Genomic DNA, 19,741 nt, shown 5'->3' on the forward strand with positions numbered 1-19,741 from the left:
GGCGCCAATCGGACATGTTGCCCGCCAACTCAGGCACTTTAGAAAAGACGCGATCAGGGGCAGCGACACCGTGCGCTTCCAACCACTCACGTATCACCAACCAGTCGTCTTGTAGGCCTCGCGAGTACCGAACCTATTGAACCGACTATTGTAGAATTGTCGGCGCCGGCGGTGGTAACGCTTCATTTACATCGGTTGAATCCGTATTAGTCATCACAAGAACCGACGCCGTTGTGCCTACAAGCAATTCGACTCCCTCGGGGAGTTGGTCAATTTCTACTCTTACCGGAATTCGCTGTGCCAGTCGGATCCATTCAAACGTTGGACTCACGTTTGGCAAGAGATTGACTCCAACACTCCCATCACTTTTGGCAATTCCTCGCCCGATGCTATCCACCACCCCAGGAATTACGATATCGGGGTTAGACATGAGCGTTATGGCGGCGCGGTTACCAGGGGATATATCGCCTACATAGTTTTCGCGGAAATAAGCGTCGACCCAAAAGCTTTGGGCATCAATGAGTGCAAGGATCGGTTGATTAGCGACAGCCTGGCTGCCGAGACGCAATGTCAGATTTGCCACATATCCGTCAACTGAGGCATGTACTTTAGTGAATTCAAGGTTGAGGCGCGCAGCTTCTAGAGCAGCTTTAGCCTCGCGGAGGCTTGAGTTTTCCTCACCAGTTACGCCGCGGCTTGCAATTGAGCCCTCCAGCGAAGCCTGCGCTTGGGCGAGCGCGGCTTTGGCTTGAACCACTCCGCCTTGTGCTCTGGCGGTGTTTGCTTGAGCAACGTCCAAATCTCTTTGTAATTCGTCGAACTGTGACTCGGGGATGCGACCGTCGCTTACCAAAACAGAGGCCCGGTCAAATTGACGTTGTGCCTCTGACTGCTGGGCTTTTGCGGAAGACAATTGAGACTCGGCTTGTTGGATCGACGATTCATATTGCTGAACACTCGCACGGGCGGCCTCAATTTGCTTATCCAAAGAAGCCAGATCTTCGACGGTTTTGTCGAATCTCGCTTGTGCTTGCGACAGTGCTGCTTCGAAAGTGCGCGGATCGATTTCGAAGAGAAGATCCCCAGCCTTTACAAACTGGTTGTCTCGTATCGGAAGGTTGACGATTGGCCCGGAAACGCGCGGTGCAACTTCTAGAACATTTGCGCGAACCTGCCCATTGCGCGTCCATGGGTTGGATACGTAAATGGCATATTTCAAGAACACGGCGCCCAAAGCGACGAGTACGATTGCAACTGTGACGATCAACTTGGTGTTTCGGTTCATTTGACTATGCCGGGATAAGAAAGGTTCCGATGACGGACGTATAGATTGCTACAAGTGCAACAAAAACCAACGCCGGATGAGAGATGAAACGCGACATTCGGAAACGGTTCAAAACACGCGCCGTCATCATAGTTAGAACGACTGCCAGTAGGGAAGATATGAAAAGTGGTGAGAGGTAGACGCCAAAAAAGTCGAATTCGCTTGGAACAGGTAGCATTTTTTCCTCGACTTCAGAAACGGGACTCTCGTAGTGCGTGCCAATCAATGAACGCCGCTCTGCCGGTGTACCCCAAAACACCCTCCGCAAGACCGCGATACGCGCCAAGAAGACGATACATGTTTTCGTAGTCAGCGGTATTCAAATTTGAACTAGACTCTTTGTTAATTAGGACTTCTACAGTCTTCTCAAGGGCTACAGTAGCGCTTTGAAGCCTGTTTTGCAGATATTCAGGGTCAATCCCCCCTGGGTCGCGTTCAATATCCAACATTACATCCGCAACGGCCAAGCGCCACTGCTTCATTGCTTCGCCACCGCCTTCTCTCAGTGAAGCTGCCTGTGACAGTCTTCGGGTTGCGGCAAATTCAATTAGCTTGCTGCTCAGCGCTTCCAAACTTGTCGCGATTTGAAGCGCATCCGTCCTTTTGGTATTGCCCAGTGCTGGTTCCGACAATGCAGATAGCCAAGGAACAAGTTTGGTCGGAATGCTATCTATCTCGCTGACATGTAGCGAAAGGCGCATCCGATTAAACCAGTTTGGTTGCTCTCTTTGGTCGGTAAGGCTGTGTCGGACCACATAATCCGCGCTAGAAAAGAAACGCTTTATTAGAGCTTCCACACGGATTTCCGGCCTTAAAGAAACCGGGAAAAAACGCGTGCATTCGATGATCACAATTACACAGAACAAACCGATGAACATGGTTGCAAAGAAGAGGAAACTGTATTGCTGCTGATTATCGATCTGAAGGCCGACCAGAAACAAGTTCAGGAAAAAACTTCGAACAATCATTTGTTCCGGGCGGGAAGTTAAGTAAGCCACCAGGACTGTGGTGCCGAAGATTAATAAAGCCAACTGCCAGAAGGTGGCCAATAGCGGTAATAGAACAAGGTGCACAGTTCCAACAATCAACAGTAGGATCGCTGCGAAAGGCAGCGCGACGGAGACAGACGCCTGCGGATGTAAAGCAAGGTTCAGAGCGAGAGAAACGCCTATGCATATTACAAGAGCCGGATTGGGAAAGCCTGGAACAAACAGGACACATGCCACTGTCGCAAGAAATATAACCTGAACACGGATTAGCGCGCTCCACATATCCCGATCAAGGAATTCGGATGTGGGTTTAGGTTGTTGGGATGAGGCCAAATGCCGGGTGTTTGCCTTCCAGCTTGCATCTTTAATGTTGGTCATCAAATCTGACAAAGACCGACTGTATTCTAGCGACCGTTGGACATTGTGACGGGTGGCAGTCATGGCAGCAAGTTGGAAGTGTCCTAGCCCGCTGTTGACCATTTCTTGGGTAATCTGGTTTTCGGTGTGATACCCAGCTTGCGATGCGGTTGCGGACAGAATTTTCTCCGCTTCAAGAAGATATTGCTCGGTACTCAGTATCGCGGAGCAAAGAGATTGGACTTGGGCTGTGTCACGGGAGTCTTCCAAGTCTCTTGCGTTCAAATATAAACGCTGAAGCTCTCGGTCCAGTGACGCCATATTTGCCACGAATTGCCGCCAGACAAGGCGTCTATCCCAGACGTCATAACTATCGACAATTGCGGCATCCAAAAGCCTTTCGACAGTGGAGCGCAATTGAGCGATCTGCATCCGAAGCTTTGGCAGGTCTTCCTTGCGCTCATTTCCAGTCAAGATGTCCAAGGTCGCCATGAGAAGACGTCGTTTTAAAGTAAGTGCTTTGCGTACTTCTTCTTCGAACTGTTCCCGACTGCTGTAGGGCCATAGCAGTGAGTAGACGACACTGAAGCACACAATACCAAGGACGGTTTGCTGAGCCCGAAGAACCACAACAGTAAAATCATTGACCGGGTTTTCGCCGCCTCCAATGACCAATATGGGCACCACAAATCCGGCAGTCATCCAGAAGTATGAGCGAGACGTTCGAAACATATTGAAGCAACAGAATGCCAGCCATAAACTGAGCGCTGCGATAAATAGCCAACGATCCTGCGGGAACAGCGACAGCAGAGCAATCGCAACGACAATTGCCAAGAACGTGCCACCCAGCCGGAGTAGTCCTTTGTGAAAGGACTCGCCAAATGTTGTCAACGAACAAGCAACTATTGAGAGACCGGCCCAGTAGGGCTTAGCCCAGTCCATCGACAAAGCGATCCAATACGCAAGCACCAAAGCCAACGCCAATTTGATAGCAGCTTTAAGGCGCAAGGAGTCCATGGTCATGGCATCGTTTGATGAGATCACAATAATGCATTAATCGAGATGTATCTTGATCTTATGAGTTTTCCAATTGCAATCCTAAACAGGCTGAAATGGCGCGTTCACTCTCCTCCTTAGCTAGCCTTGCCCCGTGTGACAGCCCTGTGTCACAGAATGATTGCCTACATTGTGAAGCTGTTGAAAACGCTTGATGACAAGTCATATTTTGCTGAATAACTTGCCTAAAGCAGCCAGAAACGAAGGTGTTTGAAACAAAATACTTGGCCTTGGACATCGATTGGTGTGCCGCAATATTGCAGTTGAGGAACTAGCCTGATCGGGAGAGACGTGTGGAAGCTTTGATTTCTTATGCTCGAGAAAATGTTGTCATTCTTCTCTTTGTTGTCATCGGATTGGGGTATCTGGTCGGCAAGCTGAAGATTGCCGGTATCGGGCTTGGACCAACTACAGGAATACTGATTGTCGGGTTGGTTATCGGATTGGCACAAATCGAAGTTCCGGAAATAATCAAAGGGTTGACGTTTACAATTTACCTTTTTGTTCTGGGAACGATGGTTGGACCTGGCCTGGTGCGTGTTTTAAAAGTAAGTCGGCTTTCAAATACTTGGTAATGTGCGTTTTTACTGCCGTGGTCGCTGGGGTCTCGGTTTATCTCATGGCTTTGGTGTTTGGCTTGAACAACATTGTCGCCGGTGGGCTGACTGCCGGCGCGGTCACAACATCTGCGGTCCTAGCCGCCGCTCAAGGCGCTGTGTTTTCCGGATCGGTCCAGCTTCCAGAGGGTATGGCGCCGTCAGATGCGGGCAATATCCTCGCCAGCGCCTACGCCATCACTTATCTGTATGGCACATTTGGACTAATTATCCTTATTAAATTGTGCCCAACGCTTGTGGGAGCAGACATAGCTAAAGAAGCGGCGAAACTTGACGCAGTCGGGAGTGTGCCCCAGAAGCGCGTAGCGCCATCCGTTCGGGCCTGGAGGCTGGAATTACCGAAGTACATCGGAAGTACAACTGGCGAGCTTGTCAAAAACGTTGAAAAGCGGCGAGAAGAAGGAGCTTTACCTTCACTTGAGCAGGTAATTCGCAATGGAGAACGTTTGACCGTCACCGATGATCTGGTCCTTGCAAAAGATGATATCTTGACCTTCCTTGCGCCCAGCCATTTGCTCTTGAGGGGTAATGAGACGCTGGGGCCGGAAGTTGTGGATAATGACGCTTTGGCCGTGGATATGGCATCGGCAGAACTCGTTCTCACCAACAATGCACACGTCGGCAGAAGACTCTCGGAACTGCTAAACGAGCATGGCTACGGTGTCAGCCTGGAGCGCGTAGTGCGGCTCGGTACAGAAATGCCAATAGACGACGAGGATTTTGAACTGATCGCTGGGGACGTGCTGTTTGTGTTTGGTTCAGCACGGTGTGTGTCGATATTTGCCGACGAAGTCGGTTACGAGGTCACAAACCAGATGACGACTGATTTGATGAATACTTCATTTTTCATCGCCATATTTGCGGCCTTGGGTACGATTTCAGTGACCGTAGCCGGGATTGAAATTCCACCCCTCGGGGGGTCCGCAATGGGTGCCATGTTTGGCGGGGCTATTCTCGGTTGGTTAAGGACCCGCAGCCCCAGCATGGGGTCGGTATCCGCGCCCGCGGCAACGGCGCTCTCTGACCTAGGGTTGTCACTCTTTATCGCGGCTGTCGCAATTGGCGCAGGTGGTTCGTTGATTTCGACCATGCAGGCTTTTGGGGTAAACCTTCTGATTGCCGGAGCATTTGTGACGACGGTTTGCACGATTTCTTGTTTCTTGTTCGGGCACTTCATCATGAGGTTGAACGTTGCTGAGAACGCCGGTGCCACGACTGGCGTCATGACAGGCGTCGCAATCGCTGAGGTCTGCAAGGATGCCAAGAGTTCCGCACCGGCTGTTGCCTTTGGCTTACCAGGCGCTGTATCCAGCTTGACATTTATCGTCGTCGGACTCGTCATTCTGGCCATAGTGCCCTGAAAAGACTTCTTGCCGCCACTGGATCGGTTTCTCAATCGATTGTGTATTGTCTTGCTGTTGATCAAACAGGTCGCGAGGTGCACGTGCATCTCTCGACTGGTGAAAGTGCGAAAAAAGAAAAATCTGTCGAAGTGCCTACTTGTGGGCAGCTTTTTTCAACGGCGACTCGCAAGCTTCAGGGGTAACTTTAGGCTTCCGCCTCGATACCAAGGAATTCACCGACTTTGATCCGGTCTGGCGGGCTGTATCCCATCACGCGAAAGACCGGGGGAAGGTTACTTTCCACGTCTTTGGTAAGGCACCTTTGGTCAAGATAGGGGCGCCAAGCGAATGACCCACAAGTTTGACCAGAAAACAGTTGCATCTATCTCGATTCATGATCTTGTTTGATTTCATTGTGATATTGGACAAACGCAAGTTTCATTACAGCTGGGAGCAAAAAAGTGGCGAATACATCGACCGATGGACCTATCCTCGCGAAACCCGAAGATCTTAGTACAAACGTGCCGCTTGACCGCGTTCTCGAGATCAGCGCCTATCTCAACGCGCCGGAGAATATGGTCAAGGTACAGTTTCCATCTCCTGAAACGCAGTACTCCTATGTGAACTTCTCAAAAATCAGACCAACGGCGCAGGTAATGCGCGGTGGACCCGTGGTCGACCTGCCCTACGCAGTCGACCCGTCAATCGGGAATATCGAATACCGGAACAAGCATGGTGACTGGGTCAGCGTGGATGAACATTTTGCCACCAAACCAATCGACGCCATGATGGTCGTGAAAGGTGGTGAGATCGTTTACGAACGCTATCGCACGATGAAACCGCATGAGAAGCATCTGTGGATGTCCGTCACCAAAGTCACCGGGTCAACCATGATGGCGATGCATGAACATGAGGGGAATGTCGATGTGGACGCGCCGGTCAGTTCCTACCTGACAGAATTGCAAGGATCGGTATGGGACACGGTGAAAGTCGTCGAAGCCATGGACATGGCCACGGGCCTCAACGGCACAGAGCACGATGAGCCGGAGCCAAACTCGCGCACCGATCCTGACCAAATCTGGTTTCGCTGGGCGGCGACGAGCGCGGTCGGCATGTTGCCCGATGTGCGCGGTCGCAATGAAACATGGGTTGATGTCTTGCGCGATATGGAGCGGCATTCTCCACCGCATCAGAAGTTTGAATACAACTCCATCGACACCTTTGTCATGAACCGGATTAATGAGCGGATCGCCGACAAACCGCTCTACGCGCAGTTCTCAGAACGGTTGTGGTCTAAGCTTGGCATGGAGCATGACGCTTTTTACGTGGTCAGCCCGACCGGAAATACACTCGGTTTTTTCGGCATGAACTCTACGCTGCGCGATCTGGCCAGGTTCGGCATGGCCTTTTCGCCAAGCTGCGCGAAGCTGGCTGGTGAGCAACTGATCCCTGACGCGGTCATGGCCAAGATCTATGACCGGACGTATCTCGACATGTACGACAAGGGCTGGATCGGCAAGAAGAACAGCATCACCTTCTGGGATGATGCCGGCGCGATCTCTAACCGTTACCAGTGGGATGCTGTCTTTTCAGACGGCGACCTGTTCAAGGCCGGAGTGGGCGGGCAGGGGATTTACATCTCACCCGAGACCGACACCGTCGTGGCATTCTTCAGCACCAGTGATGGGGAAAACCAGGAAGAAGGCATGGCGCGTGCTATCGTTCGGGCAATCAACGGTAATCCGCTGCCTAGGTAACCTTCAAAGTTTTGAAGCGACAGTCAGGCCAAGATCAACAGTAGAGTCTGAGACAGGGAGAAGACCATGTGTTCGCGCATTTTTTTCAACAAGGATGGCCAACCAATGCTGGTAGGCCGGAATGAGGATTGGTTCGAGAGCTTGCAAACCAAAGTTTACGCGTTTCCCAAAGGGATGAAGCGTGACGGCGCGGTAGACGACAATCCTGAGACCTGGACATCGAAGTACGGAAGTATAGTTGGGGCCTGCTACGGCGCGGCAATTACTGATGGCATGAACGAAGCGGGATTGAACGCCAACCTGTTGTATCTCGCGGAGTCGGACTTTGGCCCTCGCGATACCTCAAAGGGCGGTCTGTCAGTTTCGATTTTTGCGCAATGGATGCTCGACAACTTCGCGACGGTGGACGAAGTGCTCGCTGCGCTAGACAGCATTCAGATCGTGCCGATCTACATGATGCATTTTGATGACAAGGTGCAGTCACCCTTCCACTACTCAATTGCCGACAAGACCGGCAACTCGGCGGTAATCGAGGTTTTGGACGGAAAGTTCAGCGTTCACAAAGGCCGTGATGTCACAATCATGACGAACTCGCCACCATACGAACAACAGCTTGAAAACATGAAGAAGTATGTTGGTCTTGGCGGGGATCAACCGCTTCCGGGCGGCTCGCAGGCCGACGAACGTTTTGTGCGCGGCGCCTATTATCTCAGTGCGCTGCCTGAGGAGCCGGCTGACTACCATGAGGCTGTCGCAAATGTACTGGCCGTCATTCGGAACATGTCAACGCCTTGGGGTATTAGTGATCCAACCCGGCCCAACGTCTCTCCCACCCGCTGGCGCACGATCAGTGATCTGACCAATGGAAGGTATTATTTCGAGTTCACTCAGAATCCGACAGTCGCTTGGATAGATTTGCACAAGCTCAACCTGAGCGACGGAGCGCCGGTCGTAATGTTCGATCTTAAGAAGGACATTCGAGCAACGGGAGAGGTTTCGGACTGTTTCAATCCATCAAAAGAACTGGCGTGGTTGCGCGGCGGATCAGTGCTCAACCCAGCCGAATTGTGAATAGCCAAAAAGGTGAGAAGATTCTGCCTCCTCCGATCTGATTTTTCAATAGGAGTAAGCAATTATGACCAGTGGTCCCGCCCCGAACCTGTTGCCACCAGCTGCCCTGCCGAAGCCCATCAACCCGGAAATCGGTAAAATCGCGACTGAACCCAAGAATTTCGGCACAATCACTCTGGCCGGACGGCGACATGTTCAAGGCTGGCTTCCAACGGCAGGCAATCTATGCGTCGTCGTCTCGCGATTTGGTTATCGTGCATTTTTCGGTGAACGCGGCGGACGATTCGATCATGCAATACCTGAGGCCCATCGCGACGTCGGGGCTTTTTGACTGAGCAAAACTAATGCACTGTGAAAAGGAAAAACTGAAATGAAACCACGAACGCCCCTGTCAGAGATTTCTGGTATTTTTCTGCCCTTAGGCCATCGTATTGTTCATGCACCAGACGATCCAATGAGCGTACCAGGCGCTAAAGTAACGCTGCCAGTAGGTGCCGTACACGATGGGTTCGACCTCGAGTTCGTCGCCGCAGCCCGAAAAAACTTTAGCAACACGCACATGCAGTTGGGTGGCGACCACGCGCTGTATTACACCACAAACATGACCGAATTCGTGCCGGCTGCCTTTACCTATTCCAAAGGTCCGGTCAGTGAACTAGCTCGTCGACCAAACCCATCGCTGGGGGACTTAACCTACATGCTGGGTGACGGCAGTGAAAGTGCAACCTTGGATGACCACATCGCGGATTTTGACACGAGGCTTCAAGGCGTGATGATCCTGCACAAAGGCGAGGTCGTCTACGAAGCCTTTCCGGGCATGCATCCTGAACAGATGCACATCTGGGCTTCAGTCGCTAAGTCGGCCGTGGGCACTCTGCTTACGATGCTAGAGCTTGAAGGCAAGGTCGACACATCCAAGCCAGTTACTGATTTTGTGGCTATGCTAAAAGGGTCCGAGTGGGACAAGGTCGCGCTCATCGATGCGATGAACATGGCGTCAGGTCTCGATATCTCCGAGGATGCCAAGGCCACGATGGACCCCCATTCTGTGTTTCAACGGATGCTGGCGGCTGATTTTGGGATCCCGAATGCGGATGGGGTAAAGGAAGATGAATATGAGGTGCTGCGCGACGTAGCCCCCATAGCAGGCGAGTCGCCGGGCAAAGTTGCGCGCTATAGCTCCGTTATCACCAAAGTATTGTGCGCAGCAGTGGAAAGCGTGACCGGACAAACCTACACCGCCTATCTTGGCGAGCGTATCTGGTCGAAAATCGGCGCGCGGTCGCCATTGGCGATCAATATTTCTCCTGCCGGTTTGGCCATTGGCTATGGTTTATTGAATTCCACGCTTGAAGACCTAGCGCGCTATGCGCTGATATTTACGCCAAGCTGGCGCAAGGTTTCGGCAGAGCCCGTAGTGTCGCCGGATGTGCTGCGCAAGATGCAGACCGCCAGCAGCAAAGAGGCCTACCTGGCGGGTGATTTTACCGACCATTCGTGGGTAAAGATGTGCTTTGGTAATGATATGCCAATCTTCAACTCGCACCAGTGGGATGCAGTGTGGGAAGACGGAGCGCTTTTCAAGCACGGTAACTTGTATCAGGGCATTTACACCGATCCGGCTCGCGATGTCGTGGGCGTGTTCTTCTCGACGTCGCCTGTCAATCTCGCGCCGGACCTCAACCCCGGCTATATGCGCGCAGCGGCAAAGCAGTTGGCAGGCGGTTGAATATCGATGGGCCGCTCGTATGCTTTCGCGCGGCCCACATCGCACTATTCTAGGACCGGAGATAGAGGCTCGTGGAACAAAGCGACTGTGTTAGTCTGAATCATACATGCTTTACGGTCACCGATATTGGAAAGACTATTCAGTTTTTCGAGGAATGTCTCGGTTACCAAGTAGAGCTCCGGCAGCAGGTGCCGGGGGTGATCGGACGCCTTATCGGTGTGGCAGATGCGACGGCAGAGCAGGCTTTTCTGACCGGTAACGGAAGTCGTATCGAGTTGCTTTGTTACCAGTCGCCGCCCAATCGCACGGTCATTTCCTCAACGCCAGTAGATACGGGGTCCGTCCACATCGGAGTTTACGTTGATGATGCCAAGGCTGCGGTTGCCAAAGCCACCGGGCACGGCTTTGCGCTTCTGGGTGACTTCATTGAGGTGGACAGCGATCATTTTTCCAGCCCGGTTAATGCCGTTGCTTGGGTCCGTAACTCAGACGGCATCACAGTCGAATTCCTGGAGATGGAATAGTAGGCCAAGCGTGCAACACGATTTCTTTGACCAGCGTATGAGAGGGAAAACGAGTGACTAACAAAACACCAGACCCGGCGAAACCCGACGCACAAATCAGGGAATACTTGGTCGATCTAATGCAGCTCCTTCTATCGTGGAGTTGGGAAGGCGTCGTAGGCCATGAGGAAGTCGTAGAAAAGGCTGCGGCCTCTTTTGGTGTAAAGGATGTCACGGTCGTCTATGGTGCAGAGTCTGCAATATTGGAGTACAAAGGTCAGACGGTTCTCGTGAAGGTAGATATGCCTGGGTTCCCGGCGCTCACGAACACTCAAAAACTAAAGAACCACCTCGCAGATGTCTTTGAAGGCAAGCTGACTCCGGAAGAAGCCTGCAAAAATCTTTCTGATCTGAAGTCGAGTAAACCTCCTTATTCGCCATTGCTCGTTTGGCTTGGCGTCGTCTCGGTGTCGGCGGCTTTTGCTGTTGAAGTCGTCGGTACGTGGGAAGGTATCTTTTTCGGTATTTTGACGGGCATGGCAACTGGTGCTGTGTTTTTGGCCGTGGACAAGAACCCGGCTTTGGCGAGGCTTGGTCCCTTAATTGCAGCATTTGCGAGTGGCCTGATTGCTATGGTCGGTTGGCAAACGGGTTATGCCTTAGCTGCACCGGGACTTTTGCTGATCGCATCCACTTTTGTCTTCATCCCAGGAGACTCCATCAGTATGCAGGCTTACGAGCTGGCGCAGGGTAGGTGGTCGCCTGCGGTAGATCGATTTTTCTACAGTGTCTTCATACTGGTGCTGTTGGCTTCTGGTGCATACTTCGCTGCGGTTGTTACTTCGACACCGGTCTCAGCTCTTCTCCCTGTTGCGCCTGACGGCGAGGAGTTTCCGTGGTGGGCCATCTATTTTGCTCGAATTCCATTCCTTCTTGGTATCATGTGGGCGTTTCAGATGGACAAAGACCATTTCCTGACTGCACTGGGCGTCTTGCTGCTCTCCACGGCAACAGCGCAGGCCGTAGCGATAGGCACAAATGGTATCTTTGGGACGTTGGTTTCAGCAGCAGTGTGTATGTACGTAAGCTTGTGGATTTCACAAAAACCACGCGCTGTTCCGACGTTTGTGCTGATGGTGCCGGTCGTTTTTGCGTTGTCGCCGGGATCTCACGGTGTTCGTGAAATCGAAACGTGGATTTCTCATGGTGAGATGACAGGTATTGCAGACCTCATGCCGCTGTTTGGTAATCTCCTCGCGATTGGCCTAGGGATGCTGATTGGACGAATGATCTCCGGGAAGCATTGGATCAGGGGGTTTGAGGAAAAAATGAGCGCATGATCAACCTTCCAGCAAGCCAAGAACACGAGCTACGCGTCACCCGAAAGCAAGAAGATTTTTGCGCGAAGTGTGCTGCAAAAAGATGTTCTTTTGGCACGTCAGTGCTGAGTGTTCTTGGTTTACGCCGCTGGACAAAGGTCATCGCCGCATTTCTTTGCTGGATATTTATCGGTCAGCAAGTGATTGCGCAGGCAATTACGGAAGATATTGAGCCATTCGAAAGCCTGCCGCCAGTTTTGACGCATTCGCCACGAGACACGTTGCAGTCATTGGAAAATTTGCGCGATGCACTCATTGGTATCTACTTGGAATACCAGGTTGGGAAATCAGCTCAACAATGGGAGCAACTGGTTCTAATCGGTGATGCGCTCATTTCACTTCTTGATCTAACGGAAGAAAACGTTGCGGAGAGACGTGATGCGAGCATTAGAACTGCCCTGGCTCTCATCGACATCATTGGTGAAGTTGGAACGGAAGAAGCGGAAGCTCTACCCGACGATGAGACGGTGTACTTGGAGGATCGAACTACTTTTTTGGTGCCCAATACCCCACTAATAATCCAAAGGGTCAACGCGGGAAACCGGGAGGGTGAGTTTCTTTTCTCGGCGAGTTCGTCGCAAATCGCTCCACGCTACTTGCGTGAAATTGCAATGCAGTCACCGCATCGCATCGGCGAGTTATGGAGCACTCGTTTTCTTCAACTGAGTGGACCGTTTATCCCTTTGTTTGTCGAAAACGCCCTTCCCCCCGCCTCCCGTAAAATCTTTTGGGGAACTCCAATTTGGAAGATTTGTTTCACTGTCTTCTTCTTAATTGTCTCTCTGGCACTTCTTTACGGGCTTAGGTTTCTGCTTAACCGTCGCGTTGCTTCGGGACAAATGCCAGAGTCGACAAGGAAGTTCGTTTTTGCCAGCGCAGGGCTTTTGATCTTACTCGCGCTCAACAATTTCTTTAACAACCAACTCTTTTTGACAGGTTCTTTGGCTCTAACGGAGACGTTCTTTGCAACAATCGCGATCTATGCAGCTGCGGCTGTAACCTTCTGGCGATTTATGTCGCTCTTAAGCGACAGGGTAGCCGAGAAAAAAACGTCCATTGTGCGTCAGTATGATGAAAGTATGATGCGTTTGCTCAACCATATTATCGCTCTTGTTGGAGCCACATGGATTCTCGCCTACGGTGCGCAAACCCTAGGATTCCCGCTCTTAAGCATTATAGCAGGACTTGGCGTTGGCGGTCTTGCAGTCGCGCTCGCGATCCGCCCGACCCTTGAGAACCTGATCAGCGGCTTTGTGATCTATATGGAAAAGGCTGTGAAGGTTGGTGATTATTGTTCGTTCCTCGACAAGGAAGGAACAATTGAAAGCATTGGAGTACGATCAACCCATGTTCGTGGATTGGACCGAACCACGATAGCCATTCCGAATTCAAAGTTTGTGAATATGGAGCTCGTCAACTGGGCCCGTTGTGATGAAATGATGATCCGGACAACGCTTGGCTTGCGACTTGAAACGGATACTGACCAGTTGAGGTATGTTCTCGCCGAAACTCGTTCAATGATGTACGCACACCCACGTATCACTTCAGATACAGCGCGGGTGAGGTTTATAGGGTATGGAGACTCATCTCTGAATATTGAAATCCGTGTTTACGCTCAAACCCGCGAGTGGAACGCTTTTTATGCTATTCAGGAAGATGTCTTGTTCAGAATGAAGGAAATTGTCGAAGCTTCGGGTACTGGCTTCGCGTTTCCCAGCCAAACGGTTTACATGTCTCAGGACGGAGGGCTTGATGCTGCAAAGTCAAAGCATGCCGTCGAACAGGTTGAACAGTGGCGCCGCCGGCGTGAACTTCCATTCCCGGATTTTGCAACTGCCGAACGCGACAGGCTTGAGGGCACGTTACGTTATCCCCCAAGAGGATCTCCGGAATTTGATGGCCCGGACGATGAGAAAAGCAGTGTTGAGGAACCGTTGTCGGTTGAGGAGCCTGAGGCTGAAGAAACAAGCAAGAGCGAGGAAAGTACACCGAACGATGAAGAAAACAGCCCGCTCCGTCAATCTCGAGAAGACAAACCCTCATGAACGAAAGCCGTGGAAAGTCCCACCTTCAAACCCCCACTTGGTTTTAGGAACTTGGCCGCAAACAACCGGAAACTAGAAAGATACGACCAAGTATGCTTTGTTGCAGTCTGCGGGACGGAAACACGTTTCGATATCAATATGGAAGCAACGCCAGGTTGCAAACCAATTGAACCTTAAAATAATCGGCTCAGGGGATTGATGTTATGAACGATGAAGTGGAATCTCGCGCTACCAGTTCTTTGATCGCCTCGCTCGTAACCGTCGGTGGAATGGTGTCACTGATATTCGCATCAGTTTTGCTGTTCGGTGAAAAAGCCGAAGATGGTCCATTACAGATTGCCATGACGCTTGGTCTCACACTTGCACTTGTGATCGCCATCACGACTGGCAATTCCGCCGAAGACCTCGCGGCGGTCATGTCCGATAGTATCAATTCAGCTCTGGGAACAATTTTTGTGCTGATTGCGGTGGGTGCTCTAATTGGAGCACTTTTTATGTCTGGGACGATTGCTTCAGTGATTTATTTCGGAGCTCAATACGGTTCGCCGCGCTTTCTGTACATAATCGTCTTTGTGGTCGCATCTGGTCTTTCGTATGCAATTGGAAGTTCATTCACCACGATAGCCGCTGTGGGTTTGCCGTTTGTAGCTCTCGCACCAGCTATGCATGTTTCTCCACTGGTCACAGCAGCCGCTGCCGTTTGTGGAGCGTTTACGGGGGACAGCCTAGGTCGAATTTCGGATACCTTCATTCTCACGGCATCGGTGGTGGGTGCCGAAGCTAAGGACCACGCACGCGCGCTACGTACTGTCCTTGCGCCTGGCTGGATTGCTAGCGCAGTGCTTTTCCTTTTTCTTGGTTGGCGACACGGTATGTCTGACAACTATGACAGTGCTCAAATACTCCAGGCTATTGAAGAGCATTTTACCGTGTCTTTCATCTCATTCTTGCCACTCATCTTGGTTCTCGTGCTGTCGGCGCGGACGACCGCGTTCTTGTCGCTAATGGCAGGAGCAATAACTGCGGCAGTACTCGCTGCATTTACACAGCAGGATCTGATTGACGCGTTAATGATCGACGAGGGCCTTGGAACGTTAGGAGGCTGGGGTAAGCTTTCACTTGAAGTATTGGGCAACGGTTTTTCACTAAACAGCGGGAGTGAAACACTCGACTCCACATTCGTAGGCGGTGGCGTTGTGTCCATGTTGCCGACTATTTGGTTGATACTCGTTGCGGCTGCATTTGGAGCGCTGGTCGAGTTTTCCGGGATGCTTAGGCGCTTGCTTGCTCCGCTGCTGGCATGGGCCACTGGAGGCGCACGTCTGATTGTCGCTACAGCAGTAACTGGAATTGGCTTGAACGCGGCTACGGCAGATCCTTACATGTCGATAATACTAAATTCAGCGACCTATCGAGAACGCTATATAAAGGCTCGTCTGGAACCATATGTCGCCTCAGCAGCAATAGCGGGATCAGGGTCCATTTTTTCACCATTGATTCCGTGGAACGTTCATGGCGCCTTTGTGGCGGGCACAATGGGCATAGGCGTTCTTTCGATAGCTCCTTACGCCGTCCTGCTCTGGATCACACCCGTCGTTTTGATTGGTATTGGAATTACAAAGTTCAAGCGGGATGAAATCCCAGATTCCGTGACCGCGGAAGAGTCCTATGGTTCCGAACCCAGCGAACTACCGCAGCGGCGAACCTCAACTTAGAGGGCCGAAAATTTTCCGTCTTGGGGTCGCTTTCTGGAACGCGTTGAAACTTTGGCGACTATGCGGCTAACTGCATGATTAAAAAACTTTTCATACAAATGCATATGTGAGATGCCAATGAAAAATGGACTTATGCTATCTGAGAAGGGCAGGGCGGTATCAGTCAAAGCTCTCTCAAGCCAATAAATGATTGGAGCTAAAAACAAAAAACCCGCCGGGTGTGACGGGGTGCCGGCCAGTGGCGAAATTGTGCATCGGTTCAAACCATCGAAAGAGCCAGCATCGCTGCCCGGCGGCGCAGTCTTACAAATGACGCACTAAAAACGGAGTCCTGCGTCTGCCCTCAGGCGCAGGGAAAAGCCAAGAAGCAAAAGCGATTTTGTTGCTATTTTTGTGCGACGGTGTGCAGACTGTCGAACATGAGTGTATGCATGTCAGTCGCTTCGTAACCTTTTTCTGTTAGGAAGCCGAGGGCGTCCACATTTTGCTTGTCACGAATGGGGCTTGCGACCCATTGCTCGTAGGCGGCTTTATCCGTCCAGTTGCACATAACGCAAAGCTGCCCATCGCCTTCATGCGACACCATCAACTCGCCGTGGCGAAAGCCTGGAATGGCATCGGCGCATTCCTCGATAATGTTGCGGTGAATGAATGCTTCTGCGGTTTGCTTTGCCTTCTCCGCAGGCACTTTTATCATGAGAAGTGTCCAAAACGACATTTTAGAATTCTTGTTTCCATAATCACGAGGGATAAGCCCGAAGTGGCTCATAAGAATCTGTGTCCAGTCTCATACACGATGCTGACACGGATCCTCCCACTCACGTAACTCAAAATGCTTATTTTTCGTTTTAGGCGAGGATTGCGGTTGTGTGCATTGTCCGACTCTCCACAATTTACTTTGATTGCCCGATCCCGAGCATTAACCTTGTTATGGAGATATTTTAGGAGTTTGGGATGACCAAGGAAAAAGTCACGGTTTTCATCGCTAAGAAATTTCGCACGATGGACCCGGGCCGACCTGAGGCTGATGCCGTCGCGGTTTTGAACGGCCGTATCCTTTCGCTCGGAACGATAGATCAGATGCAGCCTTGGCTGTCGCGCTACGACGTGACGGTCGATGAAACTCTGAAAGACAAAATCGTCTTGCCAGGCTTGATCGAGCCGCATTCGCATTGCTGGATGTCCGCAGGCTTCATGGCGGTCGACTACATCGGGCCGCTGCCTTGGCCGGGACGCGAGGGCATGAACCCTGCGCATCCGCACTTTGACGATGTGATCGAATATCTTGGCGAACTCCACGAGACGAAAAAGGAAGGTGAACCCATCATCGCATGGGGCTTTGACCCTGCGAACCAAGGCGGGTCGATTGATCGTGACACGCTCGACAAGATCACGGCCACGCGGCCCATTTACATTTTGGGTTTTGCACCGCATTTCGCCTATCTGAACTCAGCTGCCATCGAAATGGCCAACGTGGCGGATGGTGCAAACCCGACCCACATTTTGCAGTATCCGGACGGGCGCTTGAACGGCGTTTTCACGGAGGTGGAAGGTGTTTCGATTGGCATCGCCCCGATCATGCCAATTATCGCCCAATTGGGTGGCGTGGACGGCTTGAAGTTTTTTGGTCAAATTGCTCTAAAGGCAGGCATTACGACAGTCGCCGACCTTATGTTCGGCGTGATGAACATTGACGCCGAACTGAATGACCACGAAACTGCAACAGAAGACCCGAACCTGCCTATCCGGTTCTGTCTGAAACCGCATGCCATGTCCTTTGTGGGGGCGCATGGGGACAAGGCATCGGACGTTGTTTGGGAGCTCGCCAAGCACGAAAAGGACAACCTGTTTATTGGCGGTGTTAAATTCCTGAGCGACGGGTCGTTCCCACTCATGGGAGCGCTGTTGAACTTTCCCGGCTACCTGGACGGTGGAAATGGTTTCCCGGGCGACGCCACTTATGAAGGCATGGTGCCGTTTTGGAAAGGTGGCCACCAGATCCACTGCCATGCCAATGGCGATCAGGCGGTAGACTTTACTTTGGACTTACTTGCTCGATTACAGGCAGAACATCCTCGGTTCGATCATCGGTTTACCATCGAGCACTATGCCATGAGCAACCCGATGCAGGCGCGCCGCCTTAAGGCCCTAGGCGGTAACGCCAGTGTGAACAATTACTTCTCGCATTTCCGCGCTCTCCTGCATTCTGAAAATGCCTATGGCCCAGACCGCGCGCAGACCGAAGCCCGCCTTGGAAGTTTGGAAAAAGAGGGCGTGATTTTTGCGCTGCACTCCGATTACCCGCAGGTCGTCGTGCCAATGCATCCTTTGACTGCCGTGTATGCAGCCGTCACTCGTCTGGCCGAAGACGAAAAGACAGTCGTCGCACCTGGCGAGCGGATCAGTGTGGAGCGGGCATTGCGCGCTGTTACTATTGATGCCGCCTACATTCTCAATCTCGAAAACGAAATTGGAAGCCTTGAAGTTGGCAAGTTCGCGGATTTTTGCGTCTTGGAGGAAGACCCGATGGAAGTCGAACCAGAGAAAATCAAAGACATTGGTATTTGGGGCACAGTCTTGGGTGGACGCGTTATTGAGGCGCCGAATGACTGAGCGCCCGCATGCTCAAAACACCGCGTCGCGGCATGATCAATTCATGCGAGCGCTTGACCAGAGGCAAACAATTGCTGGCTTGATCTTTGCCGCCATGTCGATGCCTCGCGAATTGGCGGCCCCTGCAAGGTCGCTGCCTTTAACAATCATCGGAGGATTTCTCGGCGCGGGGAAAACCACTCTACTCAATCGGTTACTGGCGGACCCGCAAGGCCGCAAAATCGTTGTTTTGGTGAACGACTTCGGCAAGATCAACATCGATGCGGAACTTATTGCCGAACAAACCGACGACACGATTACTTTGACCAACGGGTGCGCCTGTTGTGCTGTTGCGAGTGACCTGTCCAAATCACTCGTCGACATTGCCCAGCGTAGAGATCGCCCAGATGCCATCGTTCTGGAATGTAGCGGCATTTCCGAACCCGGCTCGATTGCTCAGATCGCGCTTGCAAATGAAGCGATCCGGCTTGACGGTATCATCACAGTTGTCGACGCGGAAACACTTGAAGCACGTGCGAGCGACCCTGCGACACGCGAATTATTCAACGCCCAACTCGTGTCAGCGGACATGATTTTGCTGAGCAAACTTGATTTGCTTTCCGATGAAAGCCGCGCTCGAGCAAAGTCGCGCGTCGGGGCTCTGTATGCGGATACGCCAATACTTGAGGCTATTGAAGGCCGGATACCGACAGATGTGGCGCTTGGCATTGACACAAAACAAGACGTCTCCGATTATGAATCCCCTGTGCCCGAAGCCGAACACGGTTTTGAAACCATCAGTGTGGAAACCAACGACGCGCTCGACGAAAAAGCTTTGCAGCAGTTCTTCTCTGATCTGCCTGATACGATACTCAGGGCAAAGGGATTTGTTTTCATTGCCCAAAAGCCGGATCAGCGTTTGATCTTCCAAAGAGTCGGTTCCAGATGGAGCATGCGAGAGGGCGACTGTTGGACAGAGACAGGTCCACACACGCGTCTGGTCTTTATAGGGCCGAAAGGACAAGTCTATGGCGACGCACTGCGCGGGGGTGTTCTTTCTTGCAAGGCGCAAAAAACAAGATAAGCGCTTCTACAAATGTCACTGTGCCCATAATTCCCGGACAGTGTGTCCTGTGGATAAGTCGTGTGGGGATGATTTTGTCTAATTTAGTAGAGAACCCGACCAATCGATGACCGCTCTCAGCCCAAACTAGACATTGGCGCCGAAACTTCGCAATCCCGTGTATGCAGCTTTGCAGCCGTT

General features: G+C 51.8%; 16 protein-coding genes. 12 read left to right on the forward strand and 4 right to left on the reverse strand.

Features of this window, described 5'->3' with window-relative positions:
* Positions 1-145: 145 nt before the first annotated feature.
* Genes ACR0EO_RS01335 through ACR0EO_RS01345 form a run of 3 tightly spaced genes read right to left on the reverse strand, consistent with a single transcriptional unit; the run spans position 146 to position 3,693 of the window.
* Positions 146-1,285: an HlyD family secretion protein gene (locus tag ACR0EO_RS01335; RefSeq protein ID WP_480686595.1), complete on the reverse strand. Its 1,140-nt coding sequence runs from the start codon at positions 1,283-1,285 to the stop codon at positions 146-148.
* 4 nt (positions 1,286-1,289) lie between these two features.
* On the reverse strand, positions 1,290-1,502 hold the full coding sequence (locus ACR0EO_RS01340) for a DUF1656 domain-containing protein (protein WP_353392282.1): 213 nt from the start codon (positions 1,500-1,502) through the stop codon (positions 1,290-1,292).
* 13 nt (positions 1,503-1,515) lie between these two features.
* Entirely contained in the window at positions 1,516-3,693 is a 2,178-nt protein-coding gene (locus ACR0EO_RS01345; protein ID WP_480686596.1) for an FUSC family protein, read from the reverse strand.
* A 326-nt stretch (positions 3,694-4,019) separates the two neighbouring features.
* On the opposite strand from ACR0EO_RS01345, the gene ACR0EO_RS01350 reads away from it, so the two are divergent.
* From ACR0EO_RS01350 to ACR0EO_RS01395, 10 genes are all read left to right on the forward strand, one after another.
* Positions 4,020-4,301 (forward strand): aspartate-alanine antiporter-like transporter, encoded by a 282-nt coding sequence (locus ACR0EO_RS01350; protein ID WP_353392278.1) that lies wholly within the window; start codon positions 4,020-4,022, stop codon positions 4,299-4,301.
* The gene (locus ACR0EO_RS01355) at positions 4,301-5,704 is read left to right on the forward strand and encodes an aspartate-alanine antiporter-like transporter (RefSeq protein ID WP_480686598.1); all 1,404 of its coding nucleotides are present in this window, start codon (positions 4,301-4,303) and stop codon (positions 5,702-5,704) included. The genes ACR0EO_RS01350 and ACR0EO_RS01355 overlap by 1 nt, the downstream gene beginning before the upstream one ends.
* A 443-nt stretch (positions 5,705-6,147) precedes the next feature.
* Positions 6,148-7,443 carry a serine hydrolase domain-containing protein gene (locus tag ACR0EO_RS01360; RefSeq protein ID WP_170724468.1) on the forward strand — a complete coding sequence of 432 codons (1,296 nt, stop codon included), beginning with the start codon at positions 6,148-6,150 and terminating at the stop codon, positions 7,441-7,443.
* Positions 7,444-7,509: 66 nt separating this feature from the next.
* Positions 7,510-8,514, forward strand: a complete 1,005-nt coding sequence (locus ACR0EO_RS01365; protein WP_170621463.1) for a linear amide C-N hydrolase — start codon at positions 7,510-7,512, stop codon at positions 8,512-8,514.
* Positions 8,515-8,578: 64 nt separating this feature from the next.
* Positions 8,579-8,845 (forward strand): hypothetical protein, encoded by a 267-nt coding sequence (locus tag ACR0EO_RS01370; RefSeq protein WP_170621461.1) that lies wholly within the window; start codon positions 8,579-8,581, stop codon positions 8,843-8,845.
* A gap of 39 nt (positions 8,846-8,884) precedes the next feature.
* Entirely contained in the window at positions 8,885-10,243 is a 1,359-nt protein-coding gene (locus ACR0EO_RS01375) for a serine hydrolase domain-containing protein (RefSeq protein WP_480686599.1), read from the forward strand.
* 71 nt (positions 10,244-10,314) lie between these two features.
* On the forward strand, positions 10,315-10,767 hold the full coding sequence (locus ACR0EO_RS01380; protein ID WP_171127162.1) for a VOC family protein: 453 nt from the start codon (positions 10,315-10,317) through the stop codon (positions 10,765-10,767).
* A 53-nt stretch (positions 10,768-10,820) separates the two neighbouring features.
* A complete protein-coding gene (locus tag ACR0EO_RS01385) occupies positions 10,821-12,086 on the forward strand; it encodes a threonine/serine exporter family protein (RefSeq protein ID WP_170724471.1) in 1,266 nt (421 codons plus the stop codon).
* Positions 12,083-14,170, forward strand: coding sequence for a mechanosensitive ion channel family protein (locus ACR0EO_RS01390; RefSeq protein WP_170724472.1), 2,088 nt, complete (start codon positions 12,083-12,085; stop codon positions 14,168-14,170). The genes ACR0EO_RS01385 and ACR0EO_RS01390 overlap by 4 nt, the downstream gene beginning before the upstream one ends.
* A gap of 203 nt (positions 14,171-14,373) precedes the next feature.
* The gene (locus ACR0EO_RS01395) at positions 14,374-15,885 is read left to right on the forward strand and encodes a Na+/H+ antiporter NhaC family protein (protein ID WP_170724473.1); all 1,512 of its coding nucleotides are present in this window, start codon (positions 14,374-14,376) and stop codon (positions 15,883-15,885) included.
* Between the two features lie 385 nt (positions 15,886-16,270).
* On the opposite strand, the gene ACR0EO_RS01400 is transcribed toward ACR0EO_RS01395, so the two are convergent.
* Positions 16,271-16,603: an antibiotic biosynthesis monooxygenase family protein gene (locus ACR0EO_RS01400; protein ID WP_480535170.1), complete on the reverse strand. Its 333-nt coding sequence runs from the start codon at positions 16,601-16,603 to the stop codon at positions 16,271-16,273.
* 236 nt (positions 16,604-16,839) lie between these two features.
* Between ACR0EO_RS01400 and ACR0EO_RS01405 the strand changes: the two genes are divergently transcribed.
* Complete coding sequence (locus ACR0EO_RS01405; protein ID WP_170788791.1) at positions 16,840-18,498, forward strand: amidohydrolase; 1,659 nt, start codon at positions 16,840-16,842, stop codon at positions 18,496-18,498.
* Positions 18,491-19,561 carry a CobW family GTP-binding protein gene (locus tag ACR0EO_RS01410; RefSeq protein ID WP_170788790.1) on the forward strand — a complete coding sequence of 357 codons (1,071 nt, stop codon included), beginning with the start codon at positions 18,491-18,493 and terminating at the stop codon, positions 19,559-19,561. The genes ACR0EO_RS01405 and ACR0EO_RS01410 overlap by 8 nt, the downstream gene beginning before the upstream one ends.
* Positions 19,562-19,741: the final 180 nt, after the last annotated feature.

The sequence above is a fragment of the Ruegeria sp. BE9 genome, from assembly GCF_056538765.1.